The sequence below is a fragment of the Bacillus sp. NPDC094064 genome (assembly GCF_050279585.1).
Taxonomy (GTDB): Bacteria; Bacillota; Bacilli; order Bacillales; family Bacillaceae_G; genus Bacillus_A.
Genome location: NZ_JBNNUI010000013.1, coordinates 82,680 through 102,382, shown reverse-complemented (window position 1 = coordinate 102,382; position 19,703 = coordinate 82,680). Strand labels below are relative to the sequence as shown.

At 31.8% G+C, this 19,703-nt stretch carries 19 protein-coding genes and 4 pseudogenes; 5 read left to right on the top strand and 18 right to left on the bottom strand.

Translation table 11 applies throughout. From position 1 onward, the window contains the following. Positions 1–274: 274 nt before the first annotated feature. A pseudogene (locus ACQKNI_RS23765) lies at positions 275–534 on the top strand (hypothetical protein). Positions 535–1,290: 756 nt separating this feature from the next. Here ACQKNI_RS23765 and ACQKNI_RS23760 read toward each other — a convergent pair. The 9 genes and pseudogenes from ACQKNI_RS23760 to ACQKNI_RS23720 form a co-directional block, all read right to left on the bottom strand. After that, the gene (locus ACQKNI_RS23760; RefSeq protein WP_098882956.1) at positions 1,291–3,087 is read right to left on the bottom strand and encodes an ABC transporter ATP-binding protein; all 1,797 of its coding nucleotides are present in this window, start codon (positions 3,085–3,087) and stop codon (positions 1,291–1,293) included. Further along, entirely contained in the window at positions 3,080–4,834 is a 1,755-nt protein-coding gene (locus ACQKNI_RS23755; protein ID WP_088233161.1) for an ABC transporter ATP-binding protein, read from the bottom strand. The genes ACQKNI_RS23760 and ACQKNI_RS23755 overlap by 8 nt, the downstream gene beginning before the upstream one ends. Positions 4,835–5,079: 245 nt before the next feature. Continuing rightward, positions 5,080–5,169: pseudogene (locus tag ACQKNI_RS23750) on the bottom strand (DUF1349 domain-containing protein); the annotation flags it as partial. Positions 5,170–5,177: 8 nt separating this feature from the next. After that, the gene (locus tag ACQKNI_RS23745; protein WP_088233160.1) at positions 5,178–6,062 is read right to left on the bottom strand and encodes a GNAT family N-acetyltransferase; all 885 of its coding nucleotides are present in this window, start codon (positions 6,060–6,062) and stop codon (positions 5,178–5,180) included. 258 nt (positions 6,063–6,320) lie between these two features. Then, a pseudogene (locus ACQKNI_RS23740) lies at positions 6,321–6,407 on the bottom strand (MOSC domain-containing protein); the annotation flags it as partial. Between the two features lie 55 nt (positions 6,408–6,462). After that, complete coding sequence (locus tag ACQKNI_RS23735; protein ID WP_098882955.1) at positions 6,463–7,587, bottom strand: C45 family autoproteolytic acyltransferase/hydolase; 1,125 nt, start codon at positions 7,585–7,587, stop codon at positions 6,463–6,465. A gap of 442 nt (positions 7,588–8,029) precedes the next feature. Beyond that, the gene (locus tag ACQKNI_RS23730) at positions 8,030–8,635 is read right to left on the bottom strand and encodes a PRK06770 family protein (protein WP_088233168.1); all 606 of its coding nucleotides are present in this window, start codon (positions 8,633–8,635) and stop codon (positions 8,030–8,032) included. Positions 8,636–8,998: 363 nt separating this feature from the next. Next, a complete protein-coding gene (locus tag ACQKNI_RS23725) occupies positions 8,999–9,658 on the bottom strand; it encodes an AAA family ATPase (protein WP_140417531.1) in 660 nt (219 codons plus the stop codon). Further along, the gene (locus tag ACQKNI_RS23720; RefSeq protein ID WP_088233158.1) at positions 9,658–10,554 is read right to left on the bottom strand and encodes a CPBP family intramembrane glutamic endopeptidase; all 897 of its coding nucleotides are present in this window, start codon (positions 10,552–10,554) and stop codon (positions 9,658–9,660) included. Before ACQKNI_RS23720 ends, ACQKNI_RS23725 begins: the two co-directional genes overlap by 1 nt. A gap of 374 nt (positions 10,555–10,928) precedes the next feature. On the opposite strand from ACQKNI_RS23720, the gene cspD reads away from it, so the two are divergent. Both cspD and ACQKNI_RS23710 read left to right on the top strand, forming a co-directional pair. Then, entirely contained in the window at positions 10,929–11,132 is a 204-nt protein-coding gene (gene cspD / locus ACQKNI_RS23715; protein WP_000176365.1) for a cold-shock protein CspD, read from the top strand. 85 nt (positions 11,133–11,217) lie between these two features. After that, a complete protein-coding gene (locus tag ACQKNI_RS23710; RefSeq protein ID WP_000286203.1) occupies positions 11,218–11,403 on the top strand; it encodes a cold-shock protein in 186 nt (61 codons plus the stop codon). A gap of 37 nt (positions 11,404–11,440) precedes the next feature. On the opposite strand, the gene ACQKNI_RS23705 is transcribed toward ACQKNI_RS23710, so the two are convergent. Further along, entirely contained in the window at positions 11,441–11,992 is a 552-nt protein-coding gene (locus ACQKNI_RS23705) for a GNAT family N-acetyltransferase (protein WP_088233157.1), read from the bottom strand. A gap of 203 nt (positions 11,993–12,195) precedes the next feature. Continuing rightward, entirely contained in the window at positions 12,196–12,822 is a 627-nt protein-coding gene (locus tag ACQKNI_RS23700) for a class I SAM-dependent methyltransferase (RefSeq protein WP_088233156.1), read from the bottom strand. A 210-nt stretch (positions 12,823–13,032) separates the two neighbouring features. On the opposite strand from ACQKNI_RS23700, the gene ACQKNI_RS23695 reads away from it, so the two are divergent. Next, positions 13,033–13,581 (top strand): hypothetical protein, encoded by a 549-nt coding sequence (locus ACQKNI_RS23695; protein ID WP_088233155.1) that lies wholly within the window; start codon positions 13,033–13,035, stop codon positions 13,579–13,581. A 56-nt stretch (positions 13,582–13,637) separates the two neighbouring features. Here ACQKNI_RS23695 and ACQKNI_RS23690 read toward each other — a convergent pair whose 3' ends face one another. The 4 genes and pseudogenes from ACQKNI_RS23690 to ACQKNI_RS23675 all read right to left on the bottom strand — a co-directional run bounded on the left by ACQKNI_RS23690 (position 13,638) and on the right by ACQKNI_RS23675 (position 16,411). Beyond that, complete coding sequence (locus ACQKNI_RS23690; protein WP_088233154.1) at positions 13,638–15,038, bottom strand: protoporphyrinogen oxidase; 1,401 nt, start codon at positions 15,036–15,038, stop codon at positions 13,638–13,640. Positions 15,039–15,251: 213 nt separating this feature from the next. After that, positions 15,252–15,401: an aspartyl-phosphate phosphatase Spo0E family protein gene (locus ACQKNI_RS23685; RefSeq protein ID WP_088233153.1), complete on the bottom strand. Its 150-nt coding sequence runs from the start codon at positions 15,399–15,401 to the stop codon at positions 15,252–15,254. 165 nt (positions 15,402–15,566) lie between these two features. After that, positions 15,567–15,784 (bottom strand): annotated as a pseudogene (locus tag ACQKNI_RS23680) (hypothetical protein); the annotation flags it as partial. Positions 15,785–15,850: 66 nt separating this feature from the next. Next, complete coding sequence (locus ACQKNI_RS23675) at positions 15,851–16,411, bottom strand: helix-turn-helix domain-containing protein (protein WP_088233152.1); 561 nt, start codon at positions 16,409–16,411, stop codon at positions 15,851–15,853. Between the two features lie 171 nt (positions 16,412–16,582). Here ACQKNI_RS23675 and ACQKNI_RS23670 point away from each other — a divergent pair, with 171 nt between their 5' ends. Further along, entirely contained in the window at positions 16,583–17,470 is an 888-nt protein-coding gene (locus tag ACQKNI_RS23670; protein ID WP_088233151.1) for a DMT family transporter, read from the top strand. A 42-nt stretch (positions 17,471–17,512) separates the two neighbouring features. Here ACQKNI_RS23670 and ACQKNI_RS23665 read toward each other — a convergent pair whose 3' ends face one another. The 3 genes from ACQKNI_RS23665 to ACQKNI_RS23655 all read right to left on the bottom strand — a co-directional run bounded on the left by ACQKNI_RS23665 (position 17,513) and on the right by ACQKNI_RS23655 (position 19,634). Next, positions 17,513–18,022, bottom strand: a complete 510-nt coding sequence (locus ACQKNI_RS23665; protein WP_088233150.1) for a GNAT family N-acetyltransferase — start codon at positions 18,020–18,022, stop codon at positions 17,513–17,515. 134 nt (positions 18,023–18,156) lie between these two features. Continuing rightward, positions 18,157–19,083 (bottom strand): GNAT family N-acetyltransferase, encoded by a 927-nt coding sequence (locus ACQKNI_RS23660; RefSeq protein WP_088233149.1) that lies wholly within the window; start codon positions 19,081–19,083, stop codon positions 18,157–18,159. Positions 19,084–19,103: 20 nt separating this feature from the next. Next, a complete protein-coding gene (locus ACQKNI_RS23655; RefSeq protein ID WP_088233148.1) occupies positions 19,104–19,634 on the bottom strand; it encodes a GNAT family N-acetyltransferase in 531 nt (176 codons plus the stop codon). Positions 19,635–19,703: the final 69 nt, after the last annotated feature.

Genomic DNA, 19,703 nt, shown 5'->3' with positions numbered 1-19,703 from the left:
ACAATAAATAGGGCGCTAATCTATTTGATAACTTTTCAATTCTAAATTATCTATCCTCTCAAACAAAGAATCTCCAAAATAAAAACCACAACTGCCATTTTAAGTTGTGGTTTTTATTTTGAAAAAGGCCATAGCTTACTAACCCCCTCTTGTACTTATTTGTCGATTTATCCTGCCACTTATCACCTTTCCACAATACTTATTTTTAAATCCCTTTATTATAATACATAAAAATAATATATAGTATAAGATACTGTTCTTTAGGAGGATTATAATGGCTGATAATTATAAATTTTTCATTTTCATTGTTATAACATTTTTTCTTTCTTTTCCTTAATAAAAGATTTCCGCGACACTTCAAAAAGTTTCTTTTGGGGAAGTTTTGTAATTCTGACCAGCTTCATATTACTATTAACACACGCTTTAGATTTAACGCATATTCTTCTTTATTCAACCAAAATTGCTCTTGAGATTGTTACGATACCACGTAAATTATTTCTTCCATCTGTCACTGAGGCTGCTAGTTTTTGCTAAAAAAACACTTTACATATTGTTACGTAATATATATAAGGATATCTGTTTTCTAATTATCGTTGCAATTTTAAAATAAAATTTTGATCAGTGGGGATTTCCTTCATCCCCACTGATTATTAGCCTTCACCAATCTGACTTTTACGGACAGCCCAATCCCCACACCTAACCTCTTTGCTGAATTTTGAGATAGGGGATCTTACTGCCCGCAAACAGTAGGATAAAATATGCAATATTTCATATTTTATTATCTCAATATTACTTTATTAACTTTCAATCAATAGAAGTCCGCTCATAACACGCTATAAATCAACATTTACAATTTAATTCCTTATTTAACTTTTATGATTTTATTTTTAAACACTATATTCGAATAATTATATTGGAATTTCCTGTTCTATACATCTATATATATTTTGTGTATTATGTAACAGAAGAGTAATTAAAAGACTTACTCTTTGCTATTGAGGGAAGAGCCTGAGAGCCATATCAGGCTCTTCTTTGTCTATATACCCTGTCAAATACAGATTTGATAACACAAACAAAATACTAATTCCTTAAATCTGACTTGTTATATACATCCAATTCTTTCGTTGTTAATTTCTCTTCGGAATTTAGACACTTCCATTTTGTTATAGTTCTGTTTTCATACGAAATTCAATTATTTGGACTGAAGTACGTTACGTATAATGAATGTGCAAAAATATTAAAAATGCGATTTCTCCTTTCTAGAGAAACCGCACCACATGAATTTTCTTATTAAATTTTAAACTGACTTGTATATAAATCGAAATAAAACCCTCGATCCTCCATAAGAGATTCGTGATCTCCTCGCTCTAAAATACTACCATCTTTTATTACGAGAATTTGATCTGCCTTTTCAATTGTTTTGAGTCGATGAGCGATTACAAAACTTGTTCGACCACTCATTAAATTGTTTAGCCCTGTTTGAATTTGTAATTCTGTTCTCGTATCAATATTCGATGTCGCTTCATCAAGAATTAAAATATCTGCATCCGCTAAAATTGCACGTGCAATCGCAAGAAGTTGTTTTTGCCCTTGACTTAAATTCGATCCTTCTGAAGCTATTTCTGTTTCATATTGATTCGGTAAATGCTTAATAAAAGAATGTGCTGATGCTGCTTTAGCTGCATTGATTACTTCTTCATCACTAGCATTTAATCGGCCATAACGGATATTATCCATAATCGATCCAGCAAATAAATACGTATCCTGTAACACTACTCCTATTTTACTTCGTAAAGAATTAATATCATAATCCTTTATATCTTTTCCATCAATTTGAATTTGGCCTTGCTGTATATCATAAAAACGAGTTAATAAATTAATGATTGTTGTTTTTCCCGATCCAGTCGGACCAACTAAAGCAATTGTCTCTCCAGGATTCGCCTTAAGACTCACTTCTTTTAAAATCATTTTATTTTCCGCGTAGCCAAATGAAACATTCTCAAGTGCGACATGCCCCTGCAGATTTTCTACAACAAATGCATCTTTTTTATTTTGAATTTCTGGAACTTCATCCATAATTTCAAAAACACGTTCCCCGCCAGCAACTGCCGCTTGAATTGTATTCATTAAAGTTGCAAATTGACTTAATGGTCTTGAGAATTGACGCGAATAATTAATAAAAGCTGCAATGACACCTACTGTAGTCATTCCATTTAAAACCATAACTGATCCAGTTCCGATTACAAGCCCCATTCCCAAGTTATTAATAAAGTTCATACTCGGAAAAATAAAGGCTGAAAATGTATCCGCCTTCGTAGCTGAAATTCTTAGTTGTTCATTAATTTTGTTGAAATTTTGTACAGTTTCTTTTTCTTTCCCATATAACGTTGTAACATCCGCCCCTGTTATAGCTTCTTCAATAAATCCGTTTAATTCTCCTAAATCTTTTTGACGCTTCGCAAAGTTTTTACCACTATATGCAACTAGTTTTTTTGTAACAATAAACATAATAGGTACTGTAATTAAAGTTACAACTGCTAAAATCCAATCTAATGCGAACATCGCAATCGTCACACCTATAAAAGTTAACGCTGATGAAATAATTTGCACCACACTTTGTGTCAACGCTTGATTCAAATTATCTATATCATTTGTCACACGACTCATTAAATCGCCTTGAGAACGTACATCAAAGAACCGTAAAGAAAGTGTTTGGATTTTCTCAAAAATATCTTGACGTATTTTTTGAATTGTTTTTAATGCAACGTTAATCATGACGTACGTTTGTAGCCATGTTAAAAGCACCGTTACACCGTAAATCGCTATAAGTAGCATACACATTCTTGCCGTACCGCTTAAATCTTTCGGTACAATATATTGATCTATAATTACACCCATAAAATACGGACCTAATAACCCAAGTAACGTCGTAACAAATACTAGAAATATAACGAACATAAGCGCAGCCTTTTGATACCCCATATAGTTCCATACACACACTACAGTTCCTTTAGTATTTTTCGCTTTTCCCATCTTCGGTGCGTTACGTCCACCTTTATTTGCAAATTGTCCTTGAAAATTACGCATGTTCTTTCCCACCTTCTTTATGTAAATTGCCACCTTGGGAAAGATAGATTTCCTGATATACATCACATTGTTCTAACAGTTGTTCATGAGTACCATCACCAACTAATTCACCATTATCTAGTACGAGAATTTTATCAGCATCTATTATAGATGAGATTTTAGAGGCAATTAATAATGTCGTAGTTCCTTTATATTCTGTTCTTAATGCTGATTGAATATTGGATTCTGATTTAGCATCAACTGCTGATGTAGAATCATCTAAGATAAGAATGGATGGTTTTCTTACAAGCGCTCTTGCAATAGATACGCGTTGTTTTTGTCCACCTGATAAATTTGTCGCACCTTGTGTTAAATTATATTGATAAGATTCTTCCAGTTTGTTGATAAACTCCGTCGCACAAGCTGATGAAGCTGCTGTTTCCAGTTCATCGCGCGCGGCATCTTCTTTACCATAACGTAAATTCCCTTCAATACTTCCTGAAAATAACAATGCCTTTTGGGGTACAAAACCTATTGAAGCACGCAATTTTTGTAAATCGTAGGATTTAATATTTATTCCATCTATACATATTTCACCATGATCAACATCATAAAGACGTGGTAATAGTTTAGCTAAAGTAGATTTCCCACTACCTGTTGATCCAATAATCCCTACTTTTTCCCCTTTTCGTATACTAAATGAAATATCTTTTAAAACATATTCATTATTTTTCGCGTAACTATAACTTACATTTTTAAAGTCAATATTTCCTTCGACCTCCTCAGGTACAAACGCGTTTGCTTCGCTCATAATATCAACTTCAGTATTTAAAACTTGCTGTACACGATCTGCGGATGGAAAAGCTCGAGCAATTTGAATAAATACCATACTAATAGACATAAGTGACATTAAAATAATATTCAAATAGTTAATAAATGCTAAAATCGCTCCCACTTGAAGAGTTCCATTAAATACTTTTTCTCCACCAAGCCATAATGTGGCGACAATCCCGCCACTTACAACTAGCATAATGATTGGCATCATTAATGAAATAAGCTGCACAGCTCGAATATTTATCTTCGTTAAATTTGTATTAACATTTCCAAACTGACCAATTTCATATTTTTGTCTTACATACGCTTTTATAACACGTACACCAGATAAGTTTTCTTGTAACTTTGTATTCACTTTATCTAGTGCCTCTTGTACTTTTTTAAACGTTCCGCTCGCTTTACTTGCAATTAATATAATCGCTAGTAATAAAATCGGAACGACTACAAGTAATATAGGAAATAATTCTCGAGCTGTTACAAAAACGATAATTATACTTCCTATAAATAACAACGGGCCACGAACAAGAACACGCAATGTCATCGTCATCGCCGATTGAATTGAAGTAACATCATTTGTCACGATCGTTAGTAATTTTCCTGTTCCAAATGAATCACGATTATTGCTAGAAAAAGTTTCTATTTTTGCAAAAACATCTTTTCTTATGTCTGTTGCGAAATTAACAGCTGCTTTTGTAGAATACATCATACACCCAAGTCCTCCAACTAAACCGAGCGCCGCTGCTCCTATCATAAGAAGCCCCATTTTTATTACATAATTTAAATCCCGATTTGCAATCCCAACATCAATAATATGTTGCATAATAGTCGGTTGAATTAAGTCCATCGCAACCTCAAGTACCATAAATAGCGGTCCAATAATAGCGAAGAACATGTATGGTTTTAAATATTGTAATAACTTACGAAATGATTTCATACATAATCTCCTTTTCCCATGAAATTACCAGTGAATAATTCAGATCCCTCCTTATTTAAGCGATATATTTTGTAATTTCTTCATTACTTCTATTATATTATGTAAATTAATATTTAACATTATTAAATGATAAGTATTAATTCCTATCTGGTCAATAAATTTGCTTTTTATCATGGAAATACAAAAACCGCATTCTTCATTATAAGAATGCGGTTTTCCATCTATATTTGTTCAATTGTAAAATTTTAAAATTCAGTCTCGAATTCATTATTATTAGATGAACTACATGTGTAAAAATCTATTTTAACAGGCTTGTCATCTATATCCTCCAGCAAAATACTTTTTAAAACTCCGTTAATACTGGGAATTTATACCCTTTAAAATCTAACGCTTTACTACTTCGAACCATCAAATACTTACTAGACTGTAATTCTGTAAATTGTACATCCTCAATTCCTAATTGATCTGGAGAAAAATAAAATTCGATTTCTGTAAATTCCTCATTAATTTCCTCACATAATTCATCTAAAACTGGAAGTACCGGTGCGAACACTCCAAATAACTTCAACTTTTGATCTTTTACTTCATATACAATTAAAGCATCTAGTTTTTCTGAATAATACAGTTTTTCATTCCAATTTGAGTTATACATATTCAAATAAAGTGAAGATTGGAAGTTTAATGTTGAAAATATGTTCGAAAGCCTTTGACTATTATCAACAGCCTCATGTATTAACTGTCTATCCTCTTCAGTATAATAGTCTACCTTTCTAAGTAAAGAATCCTTATTATTATTTTTATCGTATGGTATAGTCATCAGATGTTCTTGCACAACTTTAAACCCAAATGATGTATATAATTCAGGGGTTTCAGTAAACAATAACGCACACTCACATTGCTTATCAATTTCTTCTATCATCTTACGCATTAATTGCGTCATTAGTCCTTGTCTACGAAAACTAGGGTGCGTCATTACTGATTGGATGGCTGCTGCATGTATTCTTTCACCATCTAGTAGCAATGGTAGTGAAAATGCTGCAACATTTGCAATCACTTTATCTTCGTGTAAACATGATAAAGCTTTATATGTATCATCCCAATATCCTTTCTTCGAAAAATCATTCAATGTTTGACTTGTAATACCAAACACTTCTTCAAATAAAGGAAATAACTGCTCTCTTTCTGGTTCTTCTATTAGAAGATTTGCAAATTTTTCAACATTACCCATGTTGTACCTCCATACGTCAATTCCATTAAATTAGATATACTTGTATGACCTACTCATAAAACAATAGGTCTTACAAATCAATATAGTATCATAAAATATAAAAAAATAGTCTAATAAATTTTATGTTTCAACCATTCAAAAATAAGTTGAATAAAACAATATTAATATTTTTGAATATTAATAAGTTAATTACATAAAAACAGTGCATTTCTACTTAGCTTTCACTAATAGAAATGCACTACTTATAATAAAATTTATTTATTCTTTTTCCCCTTCAATTCTCTCTTTCGTACTAATTTCTTCTCCCCGCATTCGTTTTTCAAGTGTTTTTCGCCAACTAGTAGACTACTCTCCTTTCATAGTGAAATACAAAATTTCGTATGAATTTCAATGTACCTTTTTATCTTTTAGGTATCAAATCATTTCTCTCTTCTCTCCAAAAGTCAGTATACGTTTTATTTTTAAAGTTCACATTCACCTCAGAAAATGGAAGACTTCCTCCTACTTTCAATGAATACCAATCATTGAAAAGTGGCGATCCAAAACAGATATTCATTGTACAATCATGTAAATCAAATAATACAGAATGCAAAGTCCCAAACCATTCTTCATAATTATGTACTGTCAGCCCTACAGGATATTCTTCTTCTACTAATCCTTTTAAAGACTCCATGCTCAACTTTTCATCTCGATTTATATGTTCATGTAAAATGTGATATCTCTTTGTAGATTGTTCTAATTTCCTATTATTTAATTTCTGAATAGATGAACTAACTGCATGATTCGTTGATACGATGAAAGCTTGATTGTCATCTTCATTTGTTGTTATGGATTTATGCCCGTCAAATATTTCAATATGTGCTGCATTTATAGGATCTGCTACAATTATATTAATATTACTTGCAATAGGCAGTTCTTTTATTAATGATATAGCTTCCTGAACATTTTTACATTTCTCCAATAATACCCGGATTACCGCAAAGCATTGTAATCCATTTACCTTTGGTTTTCTTAAACCTTCAATATTCCCAACTGGTTGACCACATGCGGAAAATGTAGCAGATAACCCATGTTCGTTAACCCCTTCTGTTCGGCCAAAATATTGAGAAGAAAAACCACTATATGCATATGCCCCTTCAACATGCGTCGAGCAAAAACGCATATCATCTATTTTTGGTGATAAATCATAATTTCTTAATACATATGTGTGCTCTGAATCTGTCTTTTTAGGTAATACTGCACAATGACTACAACCTGCTTTTAATAATGTTTGATAATAATACATCATATTTTTAGAAGGTATTTTCAATACTTCGCAAAATCCTTCAATTTCTTCATTAATCCCTGGACAATATTGCCCCAATATATTCCTAGATTCTTTCCAATAATTATCCGATACTGAATGTTCTTGTTGTATAAATTGTGGAATGAGATACGGATGTTGTTTCACAAATTCCCCTTGCTTTTTTCCAATTTGATAATGGTTTCCTTTTAATAATGAAAAATACCCTTTTACTTGATACATCTAATTCCCTCCTCACATTGTATATATCCATATCATACCAAATGAATTTTATTCATTCTTGATGTTTTTTACTCTCTTCCCTTCATGCATCTCGTTTTAAAATCTCAAACTAATAATTATTTACTAGATAATTAGAGCTTTGCTAATATTACTGTAATACCTTTATTGAACCCACTTATAAGCAATCATCTTATTCTTGAAATTAAGAAACTCATATAAATCTAGATGGGTATCCCCAGTACTTCAGTCATTTCTTACCTTACTAGGGTGCGACTACACTATTAAAAAATTGCACAAAAAAGAGTAACTGCCAAAAAGCACTTACTCTCTTTCATTGATACATATTTTATCCCGCATTAACGGGCAGTAAGACTCTCACCTCAAAATTTGGCGAATGCGAGGAAGTTAGGTGGGAGATCAACTACCCGTAAAAGCCTTCACTTTATTTATTAGGCTGTCCCCCACCTGCAATTAATTTACTACCTGAATATGTACCTTTTTGCATAAACACTTGATTAATTAATTCTTTTTGCTCCTTTTCTGACATTACTCCTTTCCCTTCTCCTAAATTCCCGCTTTGTAATTTCCAAATCTTATTGTGATCCGCATCAACCTTTTCATATTTTCCTAGTTTCCATCGTTCTAAAATATCTACATATGTACTTTTTTGTGCAACATCATTACTATTTATTATTTCAAGTAAACTTTCAATACGTTCTTGTGTTATAAAAATATAGCCCCATTTTTGATCTGCTTTCGTTTTTTGATGTGCCATTTCATGTAATGCTGTTTGTATGTTCTCATCTGTCCATTTAAAATTTTTATTAAAACCACTATTTGGTAATGAATAGTTGCCATTTTCTAAAAGCTTTGCATCTTCCGCTTTCACATTACTATCGGCTAGTACTTCTACTGCTGGAGCTGCTGGTGTTGTCTTTTTCGCAGCCGGTTTACTATTATTCAAATAATATAGCATACCATATGTTAAACCTACTCCGATTACCGCCATACCAGCTATAATACCTATTATTTTTAAAAATGTTTTCATCTCGCTTGTTTCCTCCCCAATATCCCTGTCCATAATTTTCCTCTATTAAACATCGGTGTAGCATTTCTTTATTTTACATCTTACCGCTATTCATTTTTTTATATTCACATAAATCCTCCTTTCTATATAAATCGAAACATTGATTATCATTTGGACTAATCATTCTTTTAATGACATTAGATTTCCTCCAGCCCGATTTTCCCTCTTACATATTTTTAACTGCTTAAACCACATACGCATTTCCTTATATTGTATTTCTTTTCATTGTAAATTAAAAGATTATTCTGTTAAAAAAATCTTTTTTCAAGCACTATTCAATATACATAAAAACAACGAGCACCTTATAAGGCACTCGTTGTTTATTTATGCACGATTTTCTTTTAACCACTTCGTAATAACATCGAACCTCGAAACATCAAAACGTCTTTCTTCACACACGTTCAAGCTTTTTAAACTTTTTACAATTTCTAATTCATTCGATTTTACACTTTTCGCCTCAATCAATTTACAGTACCCGCCTGTTATGTTATTTAAATTTTCATAATAACGCTGAAACATTTTAGCTATATGTAAATGCTTTTCAAAGTTTCTTCTTCTTTTCGTCTCATCAGATTCTTTCCGTTTTCTCAGTTCTTCATCATTCGTGTATAAATAAAAATATTGATCTGGAAAACCAATTTCCCTATTTATCATCTTTTCTTTATAAAAGCTTTCTATTAAAGATAACGGTTGATTAAATATATCAAAATGGAAACACCAATTATAACTAAGTGGCTGATATATGTCCCCATCAAGTATTACTAATTCATATTGCTCCGATTTCTGCACTGCTATATTCCAACGCTCTACTTGCTTTTCAAAATACCATGTTCTATGTTCATTTTTAGGTCTTTCAAATAATAAGTTTACTTCAGGTATAATATAAGCACCATAATTTTTTTCTAGTTCACGACATGTTGTACTTTTACCAACAGCGCTTGCTCCCTCAAACGCTATAATCCCCATAGTTTCTCCCACTTTCATTAAATAAAATCTCGTTGTTTCGCTTTTCTCCCCCATAACTGTTTCCATAAAACAATTGAAGCGATAGAAAGCAATATTGTTGTAATGATACTCCCTTCAATTCCGAATGAACCTCCATGAAAGATTTCTGCTCCATTTGTTACAGGTTTAAATAATGACGTTGAATATATCGTCATGCCACTAACTGCAAAGCCGTAAACATTATATTGCGCCCAATTCCAAATGGAATGCCATGCGCATATCCCCCAAAGACTACTGTCCTTTAATACGTAAAAAGCCGCAAATATACCAACTAATATTATATTCGATATTGAAAGAATTGTAATACCTGGATTAAGTAAATGAAGAAACCCAAATAAAAAAGACGTCACAACAATCCCAACCCATATACGACTTCTAACAGAAAGAATCGGAAATAACCAACCTCGAACAACAATCTCTTCTGTCGCACCTTGTATTAAAAAAGCAACTAAAGATCCCGCAATTCCAAGTATAGTGGTAGGTGTAATTTGTTGCATTTGTAGTTGTACAATTCCTGTTAATACAAGTATCATTACTGGTATTGAAATGAAAATAAACCCTATACATGCACCTCTCACATATTTTCTTATCCATTGATCTTTCCAAAAACCAATTGATGAAAATGATCTTTTCTCTACAAATCTAACCCATAAAAAAACAAAAAATATAGCACCGCCAAACGTTAATATCATCTCAATATTGCTATAAATCGCCTTTATAAAGGTTGTTTCTGCTTTCGGTAAAAACAACATCAATAACATAAACAATTCACCTAACGTTAAAAATACAATCGCAAGTATAACAGCAAATACAGGATGAACTTTTCTTCTTCCTTTTTTTGCTGCTTCAATTATTTTAAATTGAGTAGGTTGCAATATTCTCTCCTCCTTAACAAATACATCACCACTATTCTTAAATATATATCGTTTCCCTTATAAAAATTTTCAATAAAAATGTTCTTAGTTTAGCATAAACCAAAATTAGGAATAATATATAAATAAAAGAGATGCCTTTGTGCCTTTTCCCATCCTATTCCTTACTGATATTACCAGCACTTGCTATTTCACACCATTTGTTGTAAGATAGTAATTAAGGTCAATTTAACACTATATTTTCTTTGCATATTATCAAGTATCAATCAGGACCATTTCGTACTCCTTATGGGTTTTTGATAATATGTGAACTTTTATTTTTCATTCAAATAAGGCCGATCATATTGTAATCTTTTTAAATTTTAGGAGGCATTACCATGACATTAACAGGTAAAGTAAAATGGTTTAACAGCGAAAAAGGTTTCGGTTTCATCGAAGTTGCAGACGGTAACGACGTATTCGTTCACTTCTCAGCTATCACTGGCGACGGCTTCAAGTCTCTTGACGAAGGTCAAGAAGTTAGCTTCGAAGTTGAAGACGGTAACCGTGGACCTCAAGCTAAAAACGTTGTAAAGCTATAATTCAAACAATAAAAAGGTTGTTACCAGCTCGGTTAACAACCTTTTTAATATATAACTAAAATTTTTACATAAAAGGAGTGGTTACATGTATCGCAATCGAAAGAACGATGTAGCAGAAGTACCACCAGAACAAACCCCTGTTTGGGAATGTGAATCAGAGGATTGTTTAGGATGGATGAGAAAGAACTTTTCATTTGAAGAAGAGCCTAAATGCCCTTTATGTAAAAGTAGCATGAAAAGCGGAGAACGTTTATTACCTAAGTTAGGTTAATTTTACTTAACCCCTCTTTTAATAAGAGGGGTTTTTATTATAAATTTACATGCTCTACATCCGTTCGAACTATAGAATACAGTAATGCATCATGTTGCTTATTTCCTTGATGAATATATCCACGTAATAATCCTTCCTTATGAAAGCCTATTTTAGATAACATTTTACAAGATGTAATATTTTCAGGGTATGTAATAGCTCCAATTCTAAATAAGCCTAAATCTTGAAATCCATAATTGATGATTTCCCTGGCTGCTTCTGATGCATAACCATTTCCCCAATATTTGGGATGCAAGTCATAGCCGATCTCGGATCGTTTACTCCATAGTTGTAAATTATTTAATCCAATTGTACCTAGTAAAGTATTTGTTTCTTTTAATACAATCCCCCATCGTATTGCCTTTTTCTCGAAGTAATTTTTTGAAAAAGATTCAATCATACGTGAAGCTTGTCCAAACTCCGTAAAAGAATTCATACCGTAATAACATGTTACCTCATCCAGTGAAAAAATTTCATATATTTTTTGACAATAAGATTGTTCTATTTCTACTAAACGCAAGCGTTCTGTTTCTAATATAGGAAATGCCATAGGCTCACTCCTTTCTCTCTACTCATTTATTATAGCAGAAAACATATTTAGAATTAGGAAAGTCCTCAATGTTCCATTAATCAAATATTTCAAGAGAAGCTTATCCTCTTAATTCAATACGAACTACGAGTAACCCTTCTTGCTCTTGCATGATTAGAAAAAATAAAGAGATGATCAAAATACTATGATCATCTCTTTATTCCCTATTTATGTGCAACTAATGCCCAATGACATGGAGCTGTTTGTCTCCAATTTACACTTGAAAAACCAGTTTCTCTAAGTAGTGTATCTAACTCATTAACAAACGGATATACTTCTGTACTATCCCACTTTCTCCCGATTCGTTCTCGCGCTTCATTTAATGCAAAATCAGATACGAACATAATATCTAAGAGAAGAAATCTCCCTTCTTTCCTTACTATTCTATAAACCTCTTCACAGGCTTTCTTCCTCTCTGAAGGTAACACCTCATGAAAACAAAAACTAGAAATAACTATATCAAAAGCTTCATCCTCTTGATTTGTATTTGTAAATGATCCTACCTCTAAATGATACGTTGGATGTTTTTCTTTACATGTTTCTAACATCTTTTCTGATACATCCACCCCTACTACACTCTCATTATTTTCACTCACTAATGAAGCAAATGCACCCGTTCCAATTCCAATATCAATAATTTTTTCTCTCTTATATAGTCGGATCATTTCTTTCGCTTCAATCAAACTATTGTTATATCCATATAACGGACCTGTTGCTTCCTGTAAATTTTCATCGTAAGTTTTTGCCCATTCGTCAAATAATTTTTGCGTTGCTTCAACAGTACGTAACAATCACATTCACTCCTATTATCCTGTTCTTACCTTCATTTTTTAAAATTAATTGTATTATTTTCATTTTCATTTTCATCACTCCGCCCGTATAATATATCTTATACTTTCGATTCCATGCTCACTTTTTCCTTCTAAAATTACACCATACCCCATACGTTTATGGTAAAATTTAGTTGGCATATTATTTTATTGCGGAGGTGTAAATTTCCTATGTATATATTCATCGGCTTATCCCTCTTACTCATATTACTCATTTTTTTATTTGCAAAAAAGGTCGCCCCAAACTCATTCATGATGACTAGTTTTAAAGGAAATAGCTTTAGGACGTTTTCAATTAGCATTTTAATCGCTGCCACACTCTCACTTTCGTATGGAATATACCATGCAGCAACATATCAACCTAAATATTTAGATATTACATTACAAAATCAAAACTTTACTGTTTTCGGTAATGTTGGAGAGCTTGGATATTTTTCAGATGAGTTACTAAAAAAAGATAGAGAAGTTGAACTACATTTTGCCTCTTGGGAACCAATGCAATTAAATAATCCAGTAATAATAGTAAAGTATCCTTCAGGTAAACAGGAAACATGGAAACCGAACATAACATTACTTCCTGCCAATAAATTAAAAGAGAAACATGGTATAAAAGAGCTTTATCAATTCTCATCATATTCATTTAAAGAATCCGGTAACATAACATTAACAATTACCGAGAATAATACAACTAATAAAAAGGTCTCAATTCAAGTGAAATAAATAAAATGTCCCTCCAGCATAACGGAGGGACATTTTATCAATTTATTTATGTATTATTAATTTGACGGTTCATTTAATGTTGCAATTATTTCATTTGCAGTGTTCTTTCCATTTCCAATACACGCACCAATTCCAACACCGTAATAGGAAGCGCCAGCTAAGTATACATTCGGATAAAGATTCGTCATTTTTTCTTGTAATGTTTGAACCGCTTGATTATGTTCTAAATGATATTTCGGCATTAAATCTTTCCAATTCGTAACTTCAACTACTTCTGGTTCACCTTTTATTCCAAGGCTTTTTTCAATATCATATAAAGCTACTCGTACTAATTCTTCTTCACTATAATTTTTGATCGTTTCATATACTGGGTTTGTACTCTTATAAAACATTCTTACCAATAGCTTTTGTTTACCCGATGTATGTTTCCACTTCCGGCTTGTCCATGTACAAGCATCACAATGTAAATCACTGTTTTCCGTTACGATAAACCCTGTACCATCAGCTGGTAGTTGTTCATCTAGTATGTCAAAACCTAAGTAAATACTTATAAGAGATGCGTTTTTAAATGTATGAAACTGCTCGTTTAACTCGTTAGACTGTAATAAAGTTTGTGCGATATCATGCGGAGCTGCTAAAACAACATAATCAGCTTGGATTGACTCATGATTTGCAAAGGAAATTTCATAGCGATTACCTTTTTTACTTACAGCTGTCGTTACAACACCTTTTTTTATGACAGCCTCACTCAGCATTTCTTCTAAGCGATTTATAATTGTAGATAAGCCACTTTTAAATGATACAAACTTTTTATTTCCTACTGATTGAAATTGTTTTTTATTCTCTTCAAAACCTTTAATAATACTTCCATACTTATTTTTATAATCCAGTAAATACGGTAATGTAGATGCCATTGTAAGTTCATTCAAATTACCGGAATATACCCCTGAAAGCACAGGGGCAATTTGTCTTTCTACTAACTCTTTCCCTAAAAAGCTTTCTAAAAATACAGCAAGTGATGTGTCTTTTGTGAATTCTTTATTTTTCGTTATAAAATCTTTTAAAGCAACAATTTTCCCTTTCGTTGAGACTAGCGTACTGCTAAACAACGACTGGGCGCTCATCGGTATCCCAAATATAGTGTCAGAAGGAATTGGATGTAAAGTATGATCAGAATATATGTAAGAAATACCCGTTTCATTATATACCATTTCTTCTTCTAAATTTAAATCTTTTACAAGCGGCATAACATGTTCATTACGAGCAACGATAGAATCCGCTCCTGATTCCATAATAAAATCCTTTTCTTCTACACTATGGATTTTACCACCTAAATACTCTTCTTTTTCGACAAGGATTAAATTTAAATCGATATTATAATCCTTTTTTAATTTTTCTAAATAAAACATAGTAGAAAGTCCAGTTATACCTCCACCGATAACAACAACTGTTTTCATATGTGCTGCGCTCCTAACCGATACAATTAATAATTCCTTTATTATTATACCCAAAAGTCCTTATATCCGACTAGCAGCTTGATCATTCTGTAAAAAATTAGACAATATATACGAACATATTTATTTTTATACTCTTAATTAATAACTGTCCTGAATGTATATTTACTCAATAAAAAAGAACTATAACAGTTTCAAATCACGTCATAGTTCTTTCTATTTTACAAACATAAAATAATTAATCAATTTGTCTATTTCTTGACTCAGTGTCAGTACTTTTTCATGTTGAAATCCATAATCCGATACTAAATATAAAAGCTCTTCTTTTTTAACCTCAATTACTTTTTCTAATTTCGATACTTCCATGTTGTTTTATTTCTCTCCAATAATAAAAATGTATGTATTTTAGTATAGCCCACTTACATAATTAGTAAAAGTAAAACACGCATGTAAAATCTTACAAATTTTTAAATAATATACTATCAACAAATAAGTGACTCAAATTAAGTTTCTTCCGATTATCACATACCATTAAGAATTTATAATATAACAAAATTTTTCTAATGTTATATCTTTATATTCTGGGCCCTCTTTATATAATCAAAATAACTATATGAAAATTTAAAGACATGCCCTAAATCATACATGATATTGATTGCGTGAGAATAAGTAAGCATATGCCCAATTAAATCATGATGCGATTCCGCTCGATAAATAATATTAAATTTTGATAGTTCATTTAAAATGAAAAGTCCACCTTTTAAAATGCTTTTATTTTCCATTTTCTATCTCCCATAATAAAAATCACTATATTTTCACCCTAAAGATGGTGTCAATACAAATAAAATGTGATTTGATTCATCACTTTTATTCAAAAAGCGATGCTTCACATTTGGCGGGATACGTACAACATCCCCTTCTTCTAAGAAGTACTCTTTTCCTTCTAATTCCACAAACACTTCTCCTTTCATGACAACAGCAATTTCTTCCTTCTCTTCATGTGAATAGTGACTTTCTGTTGTATTTGCTTGTTTATTTAAATCCATCATTAACATTTCAATACGTGCTTTCATGAAATCCGGTGTTAACACATCATATACTATGTGATCGCTATTTTCCCGATATACTTTCTTTCTATCTTTCTTCTTAGAAATGAGTGAATCTGTATCAATATCGTTAATAAACAGCGTAAATAATGGTACATTTAATGCTTTCGCTATTAATTCCAAAACACTTAAAGAAGGATTGGCATGTCCTCTTTCAATTTGACTAATTAGTGATGTACTAATCCCTGCATACTCAGCGAATTCACGAATTGTCATATTATTTTTCTTACGATAACTTAAAACAGTTTGTCCAAGTCGATAGTGAATCAAAATAACTACTCCCTTTCGTCCATCATAATGTATGTTTCGTTCCCGTTGTGCTGACATATTAAACAAAGTCAAATAATACTTTCTTTCATCTTCTAGCCCTTATATACTTACCTTTGTACATTATATCGTAAATAGTTCATTATAATAAACAAACTATCGGAGGGATAGACTTTGAAATCATCTACTTTTTCATATTTCATCTTATTTTTCGGTGTATTCGCCTTATCAACTTCAGCGATTTTTGTAAAATTGGCCGATGCTCCTGCGGTAATTATTGCTTTTTACCGCTTATTATTTGCAGCAATCATGCTACTACCATTTCTAATATGTAATAAAAATAATCGAAACGAGCTAAAAACATTAACGAAAAAACAGTGGAGATTCGGTTTCATATCTGGGCTATTTTTAGCTGCACATTATGTATTATGGTTTGAATCATTACGATATACTTCTGTAGCAAGCTCGACAGTTATCGTAACGTTACAACCTTTATTCTCAATGATCGGTGGTTATTTTTTATTCAAGGAGAGGTTTACGAAAGGAGCGATTATTGGTTGCCTCATCGCTATTTCAGGAAGTATCGTCATTGGATGGCAAGATTTCCAAATTAGTGGAGAAGCTTTATACGGAGATATTTTAGCATTTATTGCAGCCGGAATAATTACTGCTTATTTTTTCATTAGCCAACACGTTCGTAAAGATTTATCACTTATTCCGTATTCGGTAATTAGTTATGGAAGTAGTGCCTGCTTTCTCGGTATATTTGCTTACATGCAGCAAGAATCTTTCTTCCATTACTCTACACAAACATGGTTGTCCTTCATAGGATTAGCTTTCATTGCAACGATTTTAGGACAAACGATTTTCAATTGGTTATTAAAATGGATGAGTACTACTGTAATTTCAATGAGTATTTTAGGAGAAACAATTGGCACTTGTGTACTAGCCTATTTTATTTTGAATGAGACCATTTCTCTACAACAAGCACTAGGAATTTCAATTATTTTCATTGGATTGGCATTATTTTTATTACAGCCGAAGCTTCCAAATCATAAATAACAATCCAAAAAGCATGACATTGACTTGTCATGCTTTTAACAATTAATTATGTACAAGTAAACCATCAGGTCTAAAACGACTCATCATAATTTCATTAATAAAATTTCCATGAGCCTTTAAATTCCCTACCTTTATCCCCTCTTCTACAAATCCGAATTTTTCATATAGTGCTTTTGCTTTCGGATTTGTTTCTAACACACCAAGTTCTACTCTCTCTAACATTAACCAATTATCAGCGAGATCAAGCATTTTTGTAAGAAGTGCTTTCCCAATACCTTTATTATGGTATTCGCTATCTACCCCGATAAATAAATCACCCGAATGAGATCTACGCCCCGGACTTTGGGTTAAACCAATGAAACCTACTACTTCTCCACCATACTCCGCAACGAATTCATATTGATTTGGTGCTAAGTTTCGAATTCTATTTTCCATAGCATCTACTCGCATGCTAGGTAAAAAAACCATGTAAGGTAAAACGTCATCCTGTATACATATACGATGAATTGCTCTAGCATCTTGTATTTCTACTGCTCTAACGTTAATCTCCATTTTTCTTCCCTCCATATAAACAACCTTATCTTCTTATAACCTATATTAAATCCCTTCTCATTCGCATTTCTTTATGTTATTTTTATATAACTATATTTATATTTCATTCAACTAACTAATTTCCCTTAATTAAGTTAGTTATTTACCCGGTTATACAACGCCAGCAAATCTTCTATTAAAATACCGTTTATTTTCATACCATTTACATCACAATTTTCTATTTCCATATTTTTAAGATTACTATTACTTATCATGCTACGTTCCAAATCGCATCTATTAAATGAAATAGGAGCCTTCTCTTCCCCAAGGTTTGTATCTTTAAATTGAACTCCACCTAAAGTCACCAAACTAAATTTACTGCCAGAAAGATTTAAATCTGTATATGAAGAACTTCTAAAATTAATATTTCTAAACTTTGATTGACTTACATTACAATTGCTCATGTTCATATTCATTACATTGCTACCAACAAATGAACTATTTTTTAAATTCACTTGGTAATACTCTGTATTTGCTAAGTTACAGTTTTCGTATTGACTATTTTTCATATCTTCATTTTTAACTACACTCTCTTTGTTTGAGCTTGTCTGTATTCTTTTCACGTAACAATACTCATCTTCAGATTTAAAAATTATTTCATAGCCCATTTTTTTATAAAAATGATGATTATTAATTTGTCTACTAGATGTTTCAAGATCCCAAATCCTTATGTTCGGATATTCCTCTTCCATTAATTTAATAACATGTGATCCAATTCCTTTTCCTTGATAAACAGGATCTATAAAAATACGATCAATTCGGCCGTATGACTTACCAGAGACCGTAACTATAATTCCCCCAATTATTTCTTTATCCATTATCACTTTGAAAGAATCCAGTTCTTCAATCGAATATTTCATCATTTCAACGGAAGAATATCCTGGCGGTTGAATGTTATAATCAATGACATCATCTTGGCCGTATAACCATTGTTTTGCTTCTTCATCAAATGTTCTTTTCATTATTTCCGTTAAATCTTCTGCATCTAAAATTGTAGCTTTTTCTATAGATATTATCGTCATTTTTGTTTTCTCCTTTATGCTTACAAACCAATAACTTTTGTTTTTAATACTTTTCCCATTATTACATAAGGAACATCATCTTTACTTGGATAAAATGGATCCAATATATTTACCCAATCTAATCTTTCATATAACGAACGTGCCTTTACATTGTTTATTTGTGTTGTTAATACACTCGTTCTATTTGAAATACCGTCTAATAATCTATTATGTAATTTCGTTCCAACACCTTCCTTTTGATATTTGGGTTGAACTGCTAACTCTACAAATTCAAAACAATCCTGTAACCATTCGTTTACTTGCTCTAGATGTAACGCTTCCCTCATTAATTGATTATAGTACTGTCCTTCTAATGAGCGATAACCATACGTAAAACCAACTACTTCATTTTCATCATTTATCGCTACTATACCTTTAAAATCTTCATATTCTATATGTCTTTTCACTCGCTCGATCATTTCATTGAAATTTGTTTTCTCAAATGCTTTACAATACAAATTTGCTATATTATGAATTAGGATCTCATCTCTTTCAATGCTTACGAATTTCACTTTAATTCCCCCTTATTAAAACATATAAAAACAAAGAAAATTAACACTAATCACTCTCTTTACTATTAA

Coding starts and splice junctions, on each gene's coding strand:
- ACQKNI_RS23725 (WP_140417531.1), bottom strand. CDS start 9,658: ATGAAAGTGGGAGAAACTATGGGGATTATAGCGTTTGAGGGAGCAAGC.
- ACQKNI_RS23685 (WP_088233153.1), bottom strand. CDS start 15,401: ATGGAAGTATCGAAATTAGAAAAAGTAATTGAGGTTAAAAAAGAAGAG.
- ACQKNI_RS23760 (WP_098882956.1), bottom strand. CDS start 3,087: ATGCGTAATTTTCAAGGACAATTTGCAAATAAAGGTGGACGTAACGCA.
- ACQKNI_RS23695 (WP_088233155.1), top strand. CDS start 13,033: ATGTATATATTCATCGGCTTATCCCTCTTACTCATATTACTCATTTTT.
- ACQKNI_RS23755 (WP_088233161.1), bottom strand. CDS start 4,834: ATGAAATCATTTCGTAAGTTATTACAATATTTAAAACCATACATGTTC.
- ACQKNI_RS23705 (WP_088233157.1), bottom strand. CDS start 11,992: ATGGCATTTCCTATATTAGAAACAGAACGCTTGCGTTTAGTAGAAATA.
- ACQKNI_RS23660 (WP_088233149.1), bottom strand. CDS start 19,083: ATGACGATAATATCTATAGAAAAAGCTACAATTTTAGATGCAGAAGAT.
- ACQKNI_RS23710 (WP_000286203.1), top strand. CDS start 11,218: ATGTATCGCAATCGAAAGAACGATGTAGCAGAAGTACCACCAGAACAA.
- cspD (WP_000176365.1), top strand. CDS start 10,929: ATGACATTAACAGGTAAAGTAAAATGGTTTAACAGCGAAAAAGGTTTC.
- ACQKNI_RS23730 (WP_088233168.1), bottom strand. CDS start 8,635: ATGAAAACATTTTTAAAAATAATAGGTATTATAGCTGGTATGGCGGTA.
- ACQKNI_RS23745 (WP_088233160.1), bottom strand. CDS start 6,062: ATGGGTAATGTTGAAAAATTTGCAAATCTTCTAATAGAAGAACCAGAA.
- ACQKNI_RS23665 (WP_088233150.1), bottom strand. CDS start 18,022: ATGGAGATTAACGTTAGAGCAGTAGAAATACAAGATGCTAGAGCAATT.
- ACQKNI_RS23735 (WP_098882955.1), bottom strand. CDS start 7,587: ATGTATCAAGTAAAAGGGTATTTTTCATTATTAAAAGGAAACCATTAT.
- ACQKNI_RS23690 (WP_088233154.1), bottom strand. CDS start 15,038: ATGAAAACAGTTGTTGTTATCGGTGGAGGTATAACTGGACTTTCTACT.